The sequence below is a fragment of the Sphingomonas citricola genome (genome assembly GCF_019429535.1).
In the GTDB taxonomy this organism is placed as follows: Bacteria; Pseudomonadota; Alphaproteobacteria; order Sphingomonadales; family Sphingomonadaceae; genus Sphingomonas; species Sphingomonas citricola.
The window spans coordinates 64,768-82,476 of sequence record NZ_JAHXZM010000002.1 but is presented as its reverse complement, the minus strand read 5'-3'; the positions used below and the strand labels follow the sequence as shown (position 1 = coordinate 82,476).

General features: G+C 67.8%; 13 protein-coding genes. 8 read left to right on the top strand and 5 right to left on the bottom strand.

From position 1 onward, the window contains the following. Window positions 1–93 precede the first annotated feature (93 nt). Both KZ810_RS04325 and KZ810_RS04320 read left to right on the top strand, forming a co-directional pair. Entirely contained in the window at window positions 94–1,602 is a 1,509-nt protein-coding gene (locus tag KZ810_RS04325) for an ABC1 kinase family protein (RefSeq protein WP_219767798.1), read from the top strand. Window positions 1,603–1,719: 117 nt separating this feature from the next. Further along, window positions 1,720–3,042 (top strand): sensor histidine kinase, encoded by a 1,323-nt coding sequence (locus tag KZ810_RS04320; RefSeq protein ID WP_219767797.1) that lies wholly within the window; start codon window positions 1,720–1,722, stop codon window positions 3,040–3,042. A 15-nt stretch (window positions 3,043–3,057) separates the two neighbouring features. Here KZ810_RS04320 and KZ810_RS04315 read toward each other — a convergent pair whose 3' ends face one another. Beyond that, complete coding sequence (locus KZ810_RS04315; RefSeq protein ID WP_219767796.1) at window positions 3,058–3,633, bottom strand: manganese efflux pump MntP; 576 nt, start codon at window positions 3,631–3,633, stop codon at window positions 3,058–3,060. Window positions 3,634–3,900: 267 nt separating this feature from the next. On the opposite strand from KZ810_RS04315, the gene KZ810_RS04310 reads away from it, so the two are divergent. Genes KZ810_RS04310 through KZ810_RS04300 form a run of 3 tightly spaced genes read left to right on the top strand, consistent with a single transcriptional unit; the run spans window position 3,901 to window position 4,755 of the window. Next, window positions 3,901–4,176 (top strand): metal/formaldehyde-sensitive transcriptional repressor, encoded by a 276-nt coding sequence (locus tag KZ810_RS04310; protein ID WP_219767795.1) that lies wholly within the window; start codon window positions 3,901–3,903, stop codon window positions 4,174–4,176. A 34-nt stretch (window positions 4,177–4,210) separates the two neighbouring features. After that, window positions 4,211–4,408 carry a DUF1289 domain-containing protein gene (locus KZ810_RS04305; protein WP_219767794.1) on the top strand — a complete coding sequence of 66 codons (198 nt, stop codon included), beginning with the start codon at window positions 4,211–4,213 and terminating at the stop codon, window positions 4,406–4,408. After that, window positions 4,405–4,755 carry a DUF3147 family protein gene (locus KZ810_RS04300; RefSeq protein WP_219767793.1) on the top strand — a complete coding sequence of 117 codons (351 nt, stop codon included), beginning with the start codon at window positions 4,405–4,407 and terminating at the stop codon, window positions 4,753–4,755. Before KZ810_RS04305 ends, KZ810_RS04300 begins: the two co-directional genes overlap by 4 nt. Before the next feature lie 105 nt (window positions 4,756–4,860). On the opposite strand, the gene KZ810_RS04295 is transcribed toward KZ810_RS04300, so the two are convergent. Next, on the bottom strand, window positions 4,861–6,126 hold the full coding sequence (locus KZ810_RS04295; protein ID WP_219767792.1) for a hypothetical protein: 1,266 nt from the start codon (window positions 6,124–6,126) through the stop codon (window positions 4,861–4,863). 193 nt (window positions 6,127–6,319) lie between these two features. Between KZ810_RS04295 and KZ810_RS04290 the strand changes: the two genes are divergently transcribed. Next, window positions 6,320–7,966, top strand: a complete 1,647-nt coding sequence (locus KZ810_RS04290) for a Na+/H+ antiporter (RefSeq protein WP_219767791.1) — start codon at window positions 6,320–6,322, stop codon at window positions 7,964–7,966. A gap of 297 nt (window positions 7,967–8,263) precedes the next feature. Here KZ810_RS04290 and KZ810_RS04285 read toward each other — a convergent pair whose 3' ends face one another. Then, window positions 8,264–8,593 (bottom strand): hypothetical protein, encoded by a 330-nt coding sequence (locus KZ810_RS04285; RefSeq protein ID WP_219767790.1) that lies wholly within the window; start codon window positions 8,591–8,593, stop codon window positions 8,264–8,266. 315 nt (window positions 8,594–8,908) lie between these two features. On the opposite strand from KZ810_RS04285, the gene bamA reads away from it, so the two are divergent. Next, a complete protein-coding gene (bamA, locus tag KZ810_RS04280; RefSeq protein ID WP_373369139.1) occupies window positions 8,909–11,467 on the top strand; it encodes an outer membrane protein assembly factor BamA in 2,559 nt (852 codons plus the stop codon). Between the two features lie 209 nt (window positions 11,468–11,676). Further along, window positions 11,677–14,499 (top strand): TonB-dependent receptor domain-containing protein, encoded by a 2,823-nt coding sequence (locus KZ810_RS04275; RefSeq protein ID WP_219767789.1) that lies wholly within the window; start codon window positions 11,677–11,679, stop codon window positions 14,497–14,499. Between the two features lie 47 nt (window positions 14,500–14,546). Here KZ810_RS04275 and KZ810_RS04270 read toward each other — a convergent pair whose 3' ends face one another. After that, entirely contained in the window at window positions 14,547–15,377 is an 831-nt protein-coding gene (locus tag KZ810_RS04270) for a response regulator (RefSeq protein WP_308461485.1), read from the bottom strand. Between the two features lie 286 nt (window positions 15,378–15,663). Next, on the bottom strand, window positions 15,664–17,664 hold the full coding sequence (locus KZ810_RS04265) for a glycoside hydrolase family 2 protein (protein ID WP_258044430.1): 2,001 nt from the start codon (window positions 17,662–17,664) through the stop codon (window positions 15,664–15,666). Window positions 17,665–17,709 lie beyond the last annotated feature (45 nt).

Here is a 17,709-nt window from a genome sequence, read left to right as displayed (position 1 = left end):
GCCGCGCGCCCCGCTTGCCACACGCCCGGCTTGCCACAAGGGCCTCGCTGTGTGGCATAGCGTCCCGATGCTGCCGACAGGACATGGTGCGTCATGCTGATCTCGACCCTCGCCGTCGCCGTGCGGGACCGCGAGCGGTTGCAGGAGATCAGCGCGGCGGTGTCGCGCTTCGGGCTCGGGGTGCTGCTCGCCCGCGTCGGGCTGGAGAACGGAGCCGGCGATACGGAGACCGACGAGCACACCCTGCCCCGCCGGCTGCGGCAGGCGCTGGAGGAGCTCGGCCCGACCTTCGTCAAGCTGGGGCAGATCCTCGCCACCCGCGCCGACCTGCTAGGTCCCGAATGGATCACGGAGCTGGAGCAGCTCCACAGCCGCGCGCCGACGCTGCCGTTCTCAGAATTGCGCCCGCTCGTGGAGGCAGCGCTCGGCATGGCGGTCGAGGAGGCGTTCGCCGGCTTCGAGGTCGAACCGCTCGCGGCCGCCTCGATGGCGCAGGTCCACCGCGCGACGCTGATGGACGGGACCGCGGTGGTGGCGAAGATCCAGCGCCCCGGCATCCGCCCGCGGATGGAAGCCGACATCCGCCTGCTGACCCAGCTCGCCGCGGTGATCGAGCGTTCCAGTGCGGCGGCGCCGCGCTACCAGCCGGTCACGCTGGTGCGGCAGCTCGCCGACGGGTTGCTCGCCGAGCTCGACTTCACCAACGAGGCGCGCAACGCCGAATTGCTGCGCGCCGACTTCGCCGATGATCCGCGGATCGTGGTGCCCGCGATCCACGCCGCGCTCACGTCGCCGACATTGCTGGTGATGGATTTCGTCGACGGCGCCGTACCGCGAGATGCGCAGACGCTGCGCGCGGCCGGTCTCGACCCCGCCGTGATCGCGTTGCTGGGGGCGGACATGGTCCTCGACATGGTGCTCATCAACGGGCGGTTCCACGGCGATCCGCACCCGGGCAACCTGCTGTGCCTGCCGCGCAACCGGATCGCGCTGCTCGACCTTGGGCTGATCGGGCACGTCTCGCGGCGGCGGCAGGACGAATTCCTCGCCTTCGGGCAGGCAGTGACGACCGGCGATGCCGCGCTTCTCGCCGACGTGCTGGGCACGTGGTCGACCGGGGGCGGCGTCTCGCGCGCGAGCCTGGCGCGCGCCAGCGAGCGGCTGATCGGTGAGCATGGCGGGCGGCTGATGATCGGGCCGTTGATCCGCTCGTTCCTGACGCTGATGCGTGAGGAAGGGCTGATCATGCCGCCCGACCTGATGCTGATGTTCAAGGCGCTGCTGACGATGGACGGCGTGCTGTCCGCGATCGAGCCCGAATTCGACCTGTTGGGCGCGATGCGGCGGGCGATGGTGCGCGTTGCGGGCCTGCGGCTGGCACCCGATCACTGGCTGCCGCTCGTCCGCGCGCTGGGGATCGAGATCGCGCGGCTGGGCGACGACGCGCCGCGCCTGCTGCGCAGCGCCGTGCGCCGGCTGGAGGCGGAACCTGCCGCGCCGGTCGAGCAGGGGCCGACCCACATGATGCGCGCGGCGAGGCTGATCGCGGCGGCGATTCTGATCGGCTGCGTGATGATTACGATCGCGCTGATCGCGCGCTGATGGTGAACATCGAAGTGGGATTGCCGGGGGCATTGTCGTGCCCGGTTCGCTCCCGCTAGGAAACGACCGGAACGGTCCGCTGTTTCAACCATCCCAGTGGCGTTGAAGGCATCTGTCATGCGTGAAAATGGTCGGCGCGAACATGGCCCGGCGACGAAGCCCGATCCCGCGATCGACGCGACCGCGTCGCATATCGAGCGCGGGCCGACCGGGCGTGGGCCGACCGGGCGCGGGCCGACCGAGCACGGGGCGGACATGACGGCCGGGGATGCCAGCACGATGGCCGACAGCCTCGCCGATGCGGCGCCGACGCCGCTGGTGCAATATCGCCTGACCCAGCAGGCGATCCTGTCGGACTTTGGGCTGGAGGCGCTGCAATCGCGCGATCTGGACGGGCTGCTCCAGAAAGCATGCGCGCTGTGTGCGCAGGGGATGCAGGCACGCCTTGCCAAGGCGCTGCGCTACGAAGCCGAGGCGGACGTGCTGGTGGTGGCGGCCGGGGTCGGCTGGAACCCGGGAACCGTCGGCGTCGCGCGCGTCGGTGCCGATCTCGCCTCGCCCGCCGGGTTCGCGCTCAAGACCGGCAAGCCCGTCATCTCCAACCACCTGGAAAACGAGGAACGGTTCCGCACGCCAGCGCTGATGGTCGAACACGGCGTGAAGCGCGCGATCAACGTCCTGATCATGGCGAACGACCTGCCGTGGGGCGTGCTGGAGGTCGACAGCCCGGACGAGGGCCGGTTCGAGGTCGCCGACATCGCGTTCATGCAAGGGTTCGCCAACCTGCTGGGCGTCGCGATCGAGCGGCACCGCGCCGAAGAGAAGCTGGTCGCCGCGATCGAGCATCAGAAGCTTTTGGTGCGCGAGACGAGCCACCGCGTGAAGAACAGTCTGACGATGGTGTATAGCCTGCTCCACCTCCAGGCGCGCTCCGCCGCCTCCGACGAGGTGACCAACGCGCTCGACGAGGCCGCGGCGCGGGTCGTGACGATCGCGGAGGCGCACGATCAGCTCTGGCGGACGAGCACCAGCGGTTCGATCGAGCTGTCGACCTATCTGTGCGACCTGTGCCGGCGATTGCAGGCGCAGAGCGCGCGGGTCGACGCCGTGTGCGAGGCAGAGCAGCTGATCATCGATGCCGATCGCGCGATCACGATCGGGTTGCTGGTGACCGAGCTCGTCACCAACGCGTTCAAATACGCCTATCCGGGCGGCGACGGCGTGGTGCGGGTCGCCCTGACGGTGGGGCCGGCCGAACTCGTGCTGAGCGTCAGCGATCAGGGCGTCGGCCTGCCCGAGGGTTTCGGCACGGGCGCGCGGGCCGGCACCAGCCTCGGCATGAAGATGGTGCGCAGCCTGACGCAGCAGTTGAACGGACAGTTGCAGGTCGAGCGCGACGGCGGCGCGTGCTTCACCGTCAGGATTCCCCGCCGCGCGTGACGCCTGCGCCGGCCCTTACGCGGCGCCGGAGAGATGCTGGAACAGGATCGAACCGCCGATCGCGACGAGGACGAAACCGCCCAGGATACCGGCGTAGCGGCCGAGGTACGGGCCGACGTGCCGGCCGAGGATCATGCCGCTCGTCGCGACCACGGTCGTGATCCCGCCGATCACCGCGCAGGCGATCCACAGGTTGACGTCCATGAGCGCGAGCGACACGCCGACGGCCGCGGCGTCGATGCTGGTCGCGACCGCGGTCGCCGCCAGCCGCCAGAACCCCGGACGCGACGGTCCTTCCGCGACGGCCCCGTCGTCGTGCCGGACCGCCTCGCGGATCATGTACGCGCCGACCACGAGCAGGAGACCGAAGGCCACCCAATGGTCGTAGCTCGCGATCCAGTCGTTGAGCAGATAGCCGAGGAGATAGCCGATCGCGGGCGTCAGCGCCTCGAAGAAGCCGAAGACGATGCCGACGCGCATCGCGTTCGACCACCCGCTGCGCTGTTCGGTCGCGCCCTTGCCGAGCGATGCGGCGAACGCGTCGACGGACAGGCTGGCGCCGAGCGCGCCGAGCGTGAGGATACCGGTCATTGAACGTCTCTCGGGGGCCTGATGAACAACGACGAGCCCACCTCCGGCCACGTAGAGGCGACGCGTCGTTGGTCTTGCCGGGCAAGCCGGGCGGCTTGCTGTCCACGCCACGACGGCAATCCGAGGACGCCGGCGATCATGTTGACGAGGACCCCGCGCGGCGGGTGGCTACTCCCCAAGGAACGGGGCCGCATCTAGCGGCACGGGGTAATCAGATCAATACCGTCCGATTGTATCAACTAACAAATAGTTATAGGGGGTATGCCTATGTCGCACCTTAGTGGAACCAACGCCGATCTCGTCGCGCGCGTCCGCCGCATCGCGGGGCAGGTAAACGCCGTCGAACGCGAACTCACCGCCGATGCCTCCTGCACGAAGGTCCTGCACCTCGTCGCCGCCGTCCGCGGGGCAGTGAACGGATTGATGGACGAGATCATCGCCGAGCATTTGGAAGCGCATGTCGCGCGTGCCGGCTTGACCGACGCGGAACGCGCCGAGGGCGCCGACGAACTGCTGGCGGTGATCCGCCGCTACGCGAAGTAGCGCGACCGATGACGCTGATCGAACGGGCGGAACGATGAAGTCGCCCTGCGCCGAATTGTGCGGCTTCGACGGTCGCAGTGGCTGGTACCGGGGGTGCGGCCGGTCGCGCGACGAAGTGCGACGCTGGCGCAATCTGCGCGCCGGCGATGCGCGCCGCGTGCTCGACGAATTGCCGCGCCGGCTGACGAAACTGGCGCAGACGGGCGCGCCGGCTCGGGGAAGTAAATCGTGATTTATCTGGCTCTCAAGGCGGCGATCTCCGGGATCCTCATCGCCGCCGCTTCCGAACTGGCGAAGCGCTACCCCGGTTTCGGCGCGCTGATCGCGTCGCTGCCGCTCGTTTCGGTGCTAGGCATGATCTGGTTGTGGAACGCGAAACCCGACGCGGAGAACATGGCTGCGCATTCTGCCGCGACGTTCTGGTACGTCTTGCCGTCGCTGCCGATGTTCCTAGCGATCCCCGCGATGCTGCGCCACGGCCTTCCCTTCTGGCTCGCGCTGACGCTGGGGTGCCTGCTGACGATCGCGCTCTACACCGCGATGACGCTCGTCGGACCGAGGTTCGGCCTGCGGCTGTGACGAGCGGCGGCGTTTCGCTCGCGCACGAACGCTCCGCGCGACGAGCGGTCATCGACGCCGTGATCGCGATCACGTCGGAGTGGCGTGGTTGATGCTCGCCCGACGTCACGGAGCGAGCAGCGTCGAGGGCGTGAGTTCGAGCGCCACCACGACCATGTCGTACTGGAGCACCAGCTTGCGCCATGCCGCGGGCATGTCGGCGGGCGTGTTCGTGCGCAAGCGTCGCAGGTCGACGAGCATCCAGTCGCTGGCGCCTGCACCGCGCCCGTGCACGGCGAGCGCATCCTTTAGCCAGGCATAGTCCTCATCCTCGGTCATGACGAACGGCGTCTGGCCGAGCGGCCGGCCGACCCCGCCGTAGGTCGCGCGCAGACCCTTCGCGCCGTAGACCGCGATGTGGAGCGACGACGCCCCCTCCCCCTCGGCGCGTTCGGCGACGAAATTGCCGACGTCGCGCTGGCGCAGGTCGTTGATGCCCTTCGCCATGTGCACGTCGCCGAACTTGAACAGCACGCGCGACGCGGCGGGCGCGGTGGCGAGATAAGCGACGAGCGTCCGCTTCATCAATCGCGCGCGCTGGCCGTTGGAGGCATAGCCGCCCGTCTGCTGTCCGAGGTAGATCGCGCGTGTCTCGGCGAGCGCGGCGAACAATTCGTTCGCCCGCGCGCCGCCGTCCCTCGCGATCGCGCTGCGTGCCGCCTCCATTCGCGCGTCGCCGATCTGATATATGAAGAAATCGCCGACCGACCCCGAGCGCACCGCCGCCGCCGTAAATCCGCGGTCGAGCGTCGCGAGGTCCGCGATCGCGGCGCGCGCGACGGGTCCGGGGCGGGCCGCCAGCATCTGTTCGAGCAGATAGCCGGTCGCGCCGAAGAACTCCTGATCCAATCCCCAGATTTGGAAGCGCGGACCCGCTGCCTGCGCGCATGACGCGGCCATGTCGCTCTCGTCGCGCCCGTTCTGGAACGCCATGACATCGGGGTGGGCGCGGGTGAAGGCGGCGATGCGGGCGCGGCGGTCGGCGCGGCGCAGGTTGGCGTTGACGACCCTGGTGACCTCGGGCCCGGTTTCGACCGCGAAGGCGTGGAGGCCGCCCGGCGCCATGATCCGGCAGATGCCCGTCGCGAAGCGCGGGATCTCGCGCGAGAGGTGATCCTCGCCGAGCAGCACGTAGCGGGCCTTCGTCACAGCATCTGCGATGACCGCGGCGCCGCCGCCCGCGAGCGTGCCGTCGGCGCCGACCTGCAACGTCGAGCGCGCCTGTTCCAGTCTGGTCGCGAACGGCGCATTCGCGTCTTGCGCCGACGCGCTGCCCGCCAACGCGGACAATCCCGCAGCGATGCCTGCCAACCGCGCGACATGGTTCTTCATCATATCCACCCCCTGTTTGCTGATCCCCTATCAGCAAACAGCATGCCAGTGTTACGCAAGGCGTGGCGCGTGCGCGAAGCAATAGCGCGCGCACCGGATAATGGCGCGCGGTGCCATTTGTCGGTGGCCGATGACGGGGTGACCCCGGGCGCGAAGTCGGTACAAGCGGTGGCTGAGCCACCCGGAGCCTGTATTGAACGTCGTCACCCTGTGTCTTTTCCTGCTGCTGGCGGTCGTTGCGAGCAGCATCGTGTCGCGCATCCTGCCGTCCGCACTGCCGCGCCCGCTCGTCCAGATCGGCCTCGGCGCGCTGATCGGTTTGTTCGCGGGAGTTCGCGTCGAGCTCGACCCCGAGCTGTTCTTCCTGTTGTTGGTGCCGCCGCTGCTGTTCCTCGACGGCTGGCGCATCCCCAAGGACGAGTTGTTCCGCGACAGCCGCGCGATCCTGGGACTGGCGCTGGGGCTCGTGTTCCTGACCGTCTTGGGCGTCGGATTGTTCATTCATTGGTTGATCCCCGCGATGCCGGTGGCGGTCGCGTTCGCGCTCGCCGCCATCGTGTCGCCGACCGACCCGATCGCGGTCGGCGCGGTCGCGCAGAAGGTGTCGATCCCCAAGCGGATGATGCACATCCTCGAAGGCGAATCGCTGCTTAACGACGCCTCGGGTCTGGTGTGCCTGCGCTTTGCGATTGCCGCCGCGCTGAGCGGTACCTTCTCGCTCGGCAGCGCGATCTCGACCTTCGCGTGGATGGCGCTCGCCGGGGTCGCGATCGGCGTCGGCGTGACCTGGGCGATCGTGCGCGGCAAGGCAGCGTTCGCCGAGCGGTTCGGCGACGACACGGGCTCGAACATCCTCGTCAGCCTGTTGATCCCGTTCGGTGCCTATCTGATCGCCGAGCACGTCCACGCGTCGGGCGTGCTCGCGGCGGCGGCGTCGGGGATCGCGATGACGTTCGCGGGCGGCGGCGTGTCGCTGGGGGCCGCGACGCGCATCCGGCGCCGCGCGGTGTGGGACATGCTCCAGTTCACGCTGAACGGCGTCATCTTCGTGCTGCTGGGCGAGCAATTCCCCGACCTGCTCGCACGTGCCCGCGCGACGATCCAGACGACCGGGCACAGCAGCATGTGGTGGTTGCTGCTCTATGTCGCGGCGATCACTGCCGCGCTGGGAATGCTGCGTTACACCTGGGTCTGGGTGTCGCTGCGCTTCACGCTGCTGCGCGCCCGCCGACGCGGCGCGGATGCCGGAAGCCCGCCGCGCCGGATCGTGGGCGCGATGTCGGTGGCAGGCGCGCGCGGCGCGATCACGCTGGCGGGTGCGCTGACGCTGCCGATGGCGATGGGGGACGGCACACCGTTCCCGACGCGCGATCTGGCGATCCTGCTCGCCTCGGGCGTGATCCTCTCCTCGCTCGCGATCGCGTCGCTGGGGCTGCCGTTGCTGCTGCGCGGCCTCCACCTGCCCCACGACGAGGGCGCCGTCGACGAGCGCGACCGCGCGCGGATCAAGGGGGCGAAGGCCGCGATCGCCGAGATCGAGCGCGTCCAGCACCGGATGGCCGAGGAACAGGGCGACGCCGATCGCCCGACCGAGATCGCCGCGCGGATCATGGACCAGTATCGCGAACGGATCGACAGCATCGCGGGCGACGCGGATGACCGCACGCGGCAGGCGCAGGAGACACGGCTGGAGCGACAGTTGCGACTGGCGGGCATCCGCGCCGAGCGCGACGCGATCTTCGCGCTCGCGCGCGAGCGCGCGATCAGCATCACGCTGGCCGAGCAGCTCGGCCGCGAGCTCGACCTCGCCGACGCGCGTCTGACGCGGCTGGGGATCTGAGCGATGGCGCATCATCAATCTGGACTCCGACATCGCGACAGCCGCTCCGCGCAAGGTTCGGCGGCCGGCCACCGCACTGCTGATCGGTGCGATGCCGCCGGCCGCGTCGCCTGCGTGGAGAGCCCACGTCCAACTACCGCGGAAGCGAAGCAGCATCCCGGTAGCGATCGTGATCGGAACCGCCGAGCGGTCGCGGTGGCGGTGCGGTTCGCCTGACGCGAAGCGCGCGCCTGCCACGCGGCCCGCACTGCCGCCCCGCGTCCCTCGCGGACCTGCGATCGACGCGGGGGCGTGCGGTTACTGGAACGTCGCGCCCGCGGCGATCGCCGCCGAGGGGCTCAGCCCTTGCTGCTCGAGGAAGTTGTTGAGCGCCGCGACCAGCGCCTGCGCGGTCGACACCGGCAGGACGAGGCGGCCGACGACGACGCGTTCCATCTCCGGCTGGGCGCGGGAATGGTCGCAGCGTCCGCTCTCTAACGTGATCGCGATCAGCCCGCCGATGTTGGCGAACCCCGCAAGGCCGTTGGCGTAGATCTCGGGCGCGAACGGATTGTCGATCAGCGCGGGCTGGGGCGGCGTCGGCAGCATCGGCGCGGGGAGTGACGGCTGCTTGCTGGTGATGAACATCGGCGACTTCCTTCTGGCGTCGCCCGGCGAATGGGGAGGCGACCGCCGCCGTGTCGCGCCGCCGTGTCTCCAGGGTGTGTCGGCACGTGTGTCGGACCTGCGCGGGCGTGACACATGACGCGCGCGCCCGCGGCGTGCCGGTGGCGTCCGCGCCATACGCGCGTGGCAGCGACGCGAATGTGAAGGCGTCATCACATTTGGTCGACATCGGCAACGAAGCGGAGACGCGGCGACATCCGGCGGCGACGCGCCCGCCGCACAGGCATCGACGACGGGGGAAGCGCTTCAACAGGGCCAGCACAGGAATCGTTCGCGTTGATAGCCACTCTATTCGTCGCCGCAGCCGCTGCCGCGCTGCCGCGCCCTACCCCCGACCCTGCCCCCGACGCGGCGCCGAGCGCCAAGGTGATCGCGTCGCTGACCGTCGCGGGGATGCAGCGGATCGAGCCCGAGACGGTGATCGCCTATACCAAGCTGCGCGTCGGCATCCCTTATTCGAACGAGACGCTGGATCAGGCGCTGAAGGACATCCAGGCCTCGGGCCTGTTCGCCGACGTGACGATCGAGGGCGTGACGAGCGGCGCGATCACGATCCGCGTGCGCGAGAACCCGATCGTCAACCGCATCGTGCTGGAAGGCAACAAGCGGTTGAAGGACGACAAGATCACCAAGGAGCTGAAGCTCGCGCCGCGGCAGGTCTTCTCGCGCAGCAACGTGCGCGCCGACGTGGCGCGGATCGTCGAACTGTACCGCCGCCAGGGACGTTTCGCGGCGAGCGTCGACCCCAAGATGGTGCTGCTCGACCAGAACCGCGTCGATATTGTGTTCGTAATCAGCGAGGGGCCGAAGTCGAAGGTCCGCCAGATCAACATCCTCGGCGCACACCAGTTCGGCGAGGACGCCTTGCGCGCGCAGCTGGCGACCAAGCAGGCGCGCGCGTGGCGGCTGCTGTCGTCGAGCACGACCTACGACGCCGACCGGCTGGCCTATGATCAGCAGAAATTGCGGCAATTCCATCTGACGCAGGGCTACGCCGATTTCCGCGTCACCTCGGCGGTGGCGGAATTGACGCCCCACAAGCGCGACTTCGTCATCACCTATGTGGTGGAGGAAGGACCGCGCTACCGTTTCGGCGACGTGGGGGTGGAAAGCGACATCCGCGATTTCGATGGCACGAAACTCGCCGCCACGCTGCCGCTCAAACGCGGCGACTGGTACAACGCCAAGCTGGTCGAGGACACGGTGGAGAGCCTGGAGCAGACCGCGGGGCTGTTCGGATACGCCTTCGCCGACGTGTCGCCCGATTTTCGGCGCGACGGCGAGGCGCGCACCATGTCGGTGTCGTTCCACATCGGCGAGCGCCGCCGCAGCTACGTCGAGGGGATCGAGATCACGGGCAACACGCGCACGCGCGACAAGGTGATCCGCCGCGAGTTGCGGCTGGCGGAAGGCGATGCGTTCAACAGCGTCCAGGTCCAGCGCAGCCAGGACCGGATCAATTCGCTCGGCTATTTCCAGGACAAGCTGGAGGTGAAACAGGTGCCGGGGTCGAACCCCGACGCGGTGGTGCTGCAAACCAACGTGGAGGAGAAGTCGACCGGCGAGCTGTCGTTGTCGGCGGGCTATTCTTCGCTCGAGAACTTCATCGTCCAGGCGGGTATCACGCAGCGCAATTTCCGTGGCATGGGGCAGGAACTTCGGTTGAACGGCAGTTACTCGACCTATTCCAAGTCGATCGAGCTGGGGTTCACCGAACCCTATCTGTTCGACAAGAACATCGCCCTGGGCGGCGACGTCTTCCGGCGCGACTACAAGTCGTACAATACCACGACCAGCAAAGACACCACCTACCAGCAGGTCAGCACCGGATTTCAGGTCCGCGCGGGCACGCCGGTCAACGAATATTGGTCAACCGCGATCCGCTACGGCTTGATCTACGATCAGGTCTCGCTCGACGCGGACACCTATTACACCAACGGCGTCTGCGACCCCGCGCTGGCGGGCACGTATCTGTGCGAGGCGGTCGGCAACCGCTGGACGTCGTCGGCGGGCTATTCGTTCATCTACGACACGACGAACAGCCGCACGCGCCCGACGCGCGGCACGACCTTCTCGTTCAGCCAGGATTTTGCCGGGCTGGGCGGCGACACGCGCTATCTGCGCACCACTGCCAAGGCGACGAAATACTGGGATCTGGGCAAGCAGTTCGTCTTTTCCGCGCACGCGGAGGGCGGCTATATCGACGGGCTGGGGCAGGGCGTACGCCTGACCGATCGCTTCTTCCTCGGCCAGCCGCAACTGCGCGGGTTCGACATTCGCGGCATTGGGCCGAGCGTGACGCGCACGACCTACGACACCTCGACCGTGCCCGCGACGTTGTACACCGGATCGGATTACCAGACGCGCGAGGCGCTGGGCGGGACGGCCTATTACATGGCGCGCGCCGAACTGGCGCTGCCACTGGGCGCGGGCGCGCGCGAACTGGGGCTTCGGCCGTCGATCTACATGGACGTGGGCGCGGTGTTCGGCGGCAAGACGCCGACGCTGATCGACAGCTGCGCCGTCGCCAATGCGGCGAGCACCGCGTGCACGACGGCGACCAGACAATATACCAACTCGTCGGGGGACCTGTTGTACCTCGATTCGAGCGGCGCCTCGACCACGACCAGCACCGGCACGCCCTACACCTATTCGCTCAGCGCCTATCAGGAGCGTTACTACGGCAATTCGGCGAGCCCGCGGCTGTCGATCGGGTTCGGCATCGACTGGACCTCGCCGTTCGGACCGTTGCGGATCGATATCGCCAAGCCGCTGCTCAAGCAGCCGGGGGACGACACCAAACTCGTCACGTTCAATATCGGCACGACGTTCTGACGCACGGCCACAGCAACGCTTGGTACATGACGTGTAGCTCTTCGCAACAAAGCGTGCCCGTCACAACACTGCAACGGTCAACCTATCGGCGCCCGCTGATCACGCGTTGATACGATCGACCCGAAGTGCTCCGATGCGAACCGCAGACATTTGCTGCGCGACATATCGATTAACCACTCGACACGGAGTGGTCTTCGGGGAGTTCATTAATGTATTCTATCAACCGCCGGTTGTTACTGGCGTCGACGCTGCTCGCCACCGTCACATCGCCCGCGCTCGCGCAGACCGGCCCCGCGCGCGATGCGGTCGCGGCCGATGGCACGTCGTCCGATGCCGCCGCGCAAGGCGACATCGTCGTCACCGGCTCGCGCCTCGCCCGGCCCGAGTTGACGCAGGCGGCGCCGATCTCGACCGTCACCGCGCAGGAATTCGCGCTGTCGGGACAGGTCAACGTTGAGAACGTGCTGAAGGACCTGCCGCAACTGATCCCGAGCACGACGGGGGCGTCGAACAACCCCGGCGGCGGCGTCGCGACCGCCGACCTGCGCGGGCTTGGCCCGACGCGCACGCTCGTGCTCGTCAACGGGCGGCGTTACGTCTCATACGACGCTAACCAGGTGGTCGATCTGAACACGATCCCGACCGCGCTGATCGAGCGGGTCGACATCGTCACCGGTGGCAAGTCGGCGGTGTACGGCTCCGACGCGATCTCGGGCGTGGTCAATTTCGTGCTCAAGCAGGATTTCACCGGCGCGAAGGCGAGTGCGAACTACCGCATCAACCAGGCGGGTGACGGCGGCACGTTCAACACCAACCTGCTGCTCGGCGGCAATTTCGACGAAGGCCGCGGCAATGCGACGATCTATTTCGATTATACCAAGCGCGACGCGGTGCGGCAGAATGCGCGCAGCTATTCACAGCAAGCGCTGGTCGATGACGGGTCGGGCGGGCTGATCGCGGGCGGGTCGGGGTCGATCCCAGGCACGCGCTTCGTGGTCGGCGGGGTCAACCGGAAGTTCGAGCAGGACGGCAGCTATTCGGGCTACAGTTCGCTGACCGACGCGTACAATTATGCGCCGGACAATTACCTGCAGGTGCCGCAGGAACGTTTCCTGATGAGCGCGCAGGCGCATTACGACGTGAGCGACAGGCTGACCGTCTATGCCGAGGGGCAGTTCATCAACAACCGCGTGCGCAACCAGCTCGCACCGACGCCGTTCACCGGCTCGGTCGCGCTCGACGTCGATTCCTCGTTCCTGTCGGCTTCGTCGCAGTCGCTGCTGCGGTCGCTCGACACCGACGGCGACGGTTACGTCACCTCGACGATCTACCGCCGGCTGAGCGAGGTCGGCCCGCGCATCTCCTCGATCGACAACGACGCTTACCGTGTCGTGCTGGGCGGGCGCGGCAATCTGGGCGGCGACTGGTCGTACGACGCTTTTTACAGCTATTCGCGCACCAAGTCGCAGGAAACGCAGACGGGCAACGTGTCGCGCAGCCGCGTGCTGCAGGCGCTGCGCACGACCTATGACGCGAGCGGCAACCTCGTCTGCTCGAACACCGCCAACGGATGCGTTCCGCTCAACATCTTCGGTGCGGGCAACATCAGTTCGGCAGCGGCCGCGTTCATCACCATCCCGGTGCAGAACAGCAGCACGATCAGCGAACAGGTGGCGAGCGCGTCGATCACCAACAAGAACCTGTTCGACCTGGGCGCAGGTCCCGCGGGCATCGTGTTCGGCACCGAATATCGCAAGGAGGCGGGCAGCTACAATCCCGACTTCTCGCTGTCGTCGGGCGACGTCGTCGGCTTCAACGCGGGCGAGGGTTTGAGCGGCGCATACGACGTGAAGGAGCTTTACACTGAAGTCGACGTGCCGCTGATCGCCGACAAGCCGTTCTTTAACCGGTTGGAGGCGAACGGCGCGTATCGCTACAGTTATTATTCCACCGCGGCGAAATCGGTCAGCACCTATTCGGGCGGGCTCGTCTGGGCGCCGATCAAGGACATCAGCCTGCGCGGGCAATATTCGCGCGCGGTGCGCGCGCCGACCGTGTCGGACCTGTTCAGCGGATCAACGCAGAACTTCCCCGCCGCGACCGATCCGTGCACGCTCGCGGTCGCGCTGACCAACGCGACGCTCAACGCCAGTTGCCTGTCGACCGGGGTGCCCGCGGCATTGATCGGCACCGCCTATGACGGCGGCAGCACGCAGATCCAGACGATCCAAGGCGGCAATGCAAGTTTGCGCGAGGAGACCGCCAACACCTGGACCGGCGGCGTGGTGCTGCAGCCGCGCTTCCTGCCCGGCTTCTCGTTCACCGCCGATTATTACCGCATCAAGATCGACAATTACATCGCTACGCCGGGCACCGCGAACCTGATCAACGCCTGCTACGGCAATTCGGGCAACGGTTACGTGCCATTCGACACCAGCTACTGCGCCTCCTTGCCGCGCGACGGCAACAGTTACACGATCACCGACGCGGTCAGCACGCTCGCCAATACCGGCGGCGTCGTCACCAAGGGCGTCGATTTCGAGGCGCGCTACAGCATGCCGCTCGGTTTCGGCGCGTTCGGGGCGAGCGACAGCCGGCTGACGCTACGCGCGAGCGGAACGCGGTTGATCTCGTTCGACTTCAACCCGTTGTCGGCGATCCCCGATCTGACGATCAACTGCGCGGGCAAATTCGGCAATTCGTGCGGCAATCCGTACGCGAAGTGGCGGCTGTCGAACCGGCTGACCTGGGCATCGGGCCCGGTGACGCTGTCGGTGCTGCACCGTTACCTGTCGCCGGTCGACGACGATTCGGGCGACTATTCGGTCAACCACATCAAGGCGTACAATTACTTCGACCTGTCGGCCGCGTTCGAGACCGAGGGCGGCTTCACCTGGTCGGTCGGCGTCAACAACGTGTTCAACTGCCAGCCGCCGATCCTGGGCGACAATCAGGAACAGGCGAACACCTATCCCTCGACCTACGACCCATATGGTCGCGCCTTCTTCGTCGCGACGAAGCTGAGGTTCTGATCTGATTGGGGGGCGGCACGTCGCGCGTGCCGCCCCGTCCTGTCGCGTCAGGCGGCGCGGACCTGGGGCAGGAACAGATAGCCGCGGCTGCGCACGGTGCGCACCATCTCGTCGCCGCCGCCCGCCATCAGCTTGGCACGCAAGCGGCTGACCTTCACGTCGATGGTGCGGTCGTTGATCCCCCCTTCGCGACTGTGGAGCAGATCGGCGAGCTTCTCGCGCGAGTGGACGACGTGCGGTTCCTCGACGAAGAGGAGCATCATCTCGAATTCGCTGTCGGACAGCGGCACCAGTTCGCCCGCCGGATTGACGACGCGGCGCGACAGCCGGTCGAGCCGCCAGCCGGCGAAGGTGAACAACAGCGCGGGCGCGGTGCCGCTGCCCGTCTCCTCCTTCTCGCCGCCGCCGTTCGCCAGCCCGCGCCGCCGCAGCACGGCGCGCACACGCGCCAGCATCTCGCGCGGGCTGTTGGGTTTCGACACGTAATCGTCGGCACCCAGTTCGAGCGCGACGACGCGGTCGACCTCGCTCGTCACCGCGGAGAACATGATCACCGCCGGATGATCGGCCGCGCTCGTCAACGTCCGCAGGATCGATAGGCCATCCTCGCCCGGCATCATCATGTCGAGGATGATCAGGTCGCACGGCCGATACGACAGCCGCTCGCGCAGCGCCGCCCCGCTCGCGACCGCCTCCGCGCCGAGGCTGTGGCTGGTCAGGTAATCGGTCAACAATTCGCGGATGCCGGGATCGTCGTCGACGATGACGATCCGCGGCGCCACCGGCGCGCCGTCGTCGGGAGTGGTCGCTGACAGGCCCGGGCCGGTCACGTCGGCGGGGGGCAGGCAGGCGGCGGTCGAACAGGCGGCGTTCAACACGCACCGCCCGTCACATCATGTGGGAAGGGGCGTACCGACGGGTGCGCGAACGACATGGGCGTCTCCTTGCTGACGGGCCCGTAACGGGCAGCAAGACTGCCGTGTCAGCGTCAGATTTCAGGCGGATTGCACCATGTTGCAACGACCGCGCACAGGCATGTCACGGCGGGCCGCCGGCAACGTTTCGCAGCATCTTGCTCCGACGTAGCTCGATACGCCCTCACCCCGAGAAACCGGGCGAGGATAGCGGCGCGGCGACGCGGGCGTGCGCGACATACGGGCTATCCTAGCGCTGTCGAACCGTCACCGGGTGCGCTCGTCGTGCCGATGCCGGTTCGACGCGTTCGCGATCGGTGATCGACGGGCTGACAGATCGCGCGTGATAGAAGTCGGAGAGGACGCCGAACGCTTCCTTGCGCTCGCCCGTTTCCGAGATCAGCCCCTTGCGGTTCCAGCCCTGCTGGAAATCGGGATTCTGCCGCCTGGGCGAACGGAAATCCTTCAGGATCCACGGCGACATGCCGCGCAGGGTCGGCAACCGCGCCGCCATCGCCAGCGTCGCGCGGTAGTAATCGGCCTGATAATCCTCGGAGAATTTCTGCTTGTTGGCGGGATCGTGGAAGCCTGCGCGCGCATCCGCGCCGAATTCGGAGAAGATCAGCGGCTTGTCCGCGGGCACGCGCCATTCGCTGGCGGGAAGGTCGCGCAGCCGGTCGGGCGTGTACCAGCCGTTGTAGGTGTTGATCGCCAGCACATCGAGCGCGGGGGCGAGCGGATCGGCGAGCGTCATCACCGGATGGTCCGCGGCTCGGTCACGCTCCACCAGCAAGGCCGCGCTGACCAGCCGCGTGTCGTCCATCCGCCGCGCGTCGGCGACCAAGGTGCGCAGGAACGCATTGCGCTGATCGTTGACGGGCGTTTCGTTGGCGACGCTCCAGATCGCGATCGCGGCGCGGTTGCGATCGCGCAGGATGTTCTCCGCCAGCATCGTGCGCGCGCGCCTGAGCGTGTCGGGATTGCCCCAGGCGACGCGCCAGTAGACGGGCACTTCGCTCCACACGATCAGCCCCAGTTCGTCGGCGAGCCGCAGCGTCACCTCGGAATGCGGGTAATGCGCCAACCGCACGAAATTGCCGTGCAGGCCGTCCTTGATCTCCGACAGGAGCGCGCGGCTCGCCGCCGGGGTCATCGCGCGCGTCGGCTCGGCGCCCAGTTCCTCCTCGTGCATCGAGATGCCGCGCAGATAGACGGGCCTGCCGTTCAGCAGGATGTCGGCGCCGCGCACCTCGATCGTGCGGAACCCGATGCGGTCGCGCCAATGGTCGGCACCCGCCTCGACGTTGACGTCGTACAATTGCGGGCGCTCGGGCGACCAGCGTACCAGCGCGGCGGGGGCGGCCATCGTCGCGCGCCAGTTGCCCGCGGCGTCGGTGCGTCCGGTCTGGTCGAGATCCAGCGCCGCGATCCGCAACCGCACCGCGCAGTTCGCCGCCTGCGGCCCGTCGAGATGGACGTCGGCCGCCAGCCGTCCGTCGCGCGTCAGCCTGATCCACGCGTCGTCGACATAGGTGTCGGGCGTGGCGATCAAGCGTACGGCGCGCGTGATGCCGCCGTAATTCTCCCAATCGGTGACGGGCGGCGGCACCGTAGCCTCGGTCGCCTGCGAATCGACGCCGACGGTCAACTGGTTGATGCCGTCGCGCAGCAGCCGCGTCACGTCGAAGGCGAAGGGCGTGAACCCGCCTTCGTGCCGGCCTACTTCCTGTCCGTTCAGGTACACGCGCGTCGCGTAATTCGCCGCACCGAAGCGCAGGAAATATCGCCCCTGCCGCTTCGCGGGCGGCGTGAACGTCCGCTGGTACCACATCAGCCCGTCATAGTGCCGTAGCTCGGCCGCGTGGGTCAGCCACGACGACGGCAGCGACGCGAGCGGCGAGCGCGCGAGATCGAATTCGTACAAGGTGCGACTGTCGTTCGCCATCGCCTGGCGCACGTCGACGTCGCGCCAGCGCTGCTGCCCGCTGTCGGGGGCTTCGCCGTGGAAGCCCGCGATGCCCGACCGGAACGGGTCGATCGAATAATGCCACGGGCCAGACAGGTCGGTGCCGTCGCGCAGATCGGCAGCGACAAGGAGCGGCGCCGGGGCGGGCAGCGAAATATCCGGCACGGCGGGAGCCGATGTCCCGGCGGGCAGCGGCGCTGGCGGCGGGGCCTGCTGCGCCATGATCGGAGCGATCGCCAGCGCGGCGACCAACCCCGCGCCCATCAGCGTGAACCTGTTCGACATATCGCCTCTCCCGCCTCTCCATTGCGCGCGGTCGTTCATCGCCGC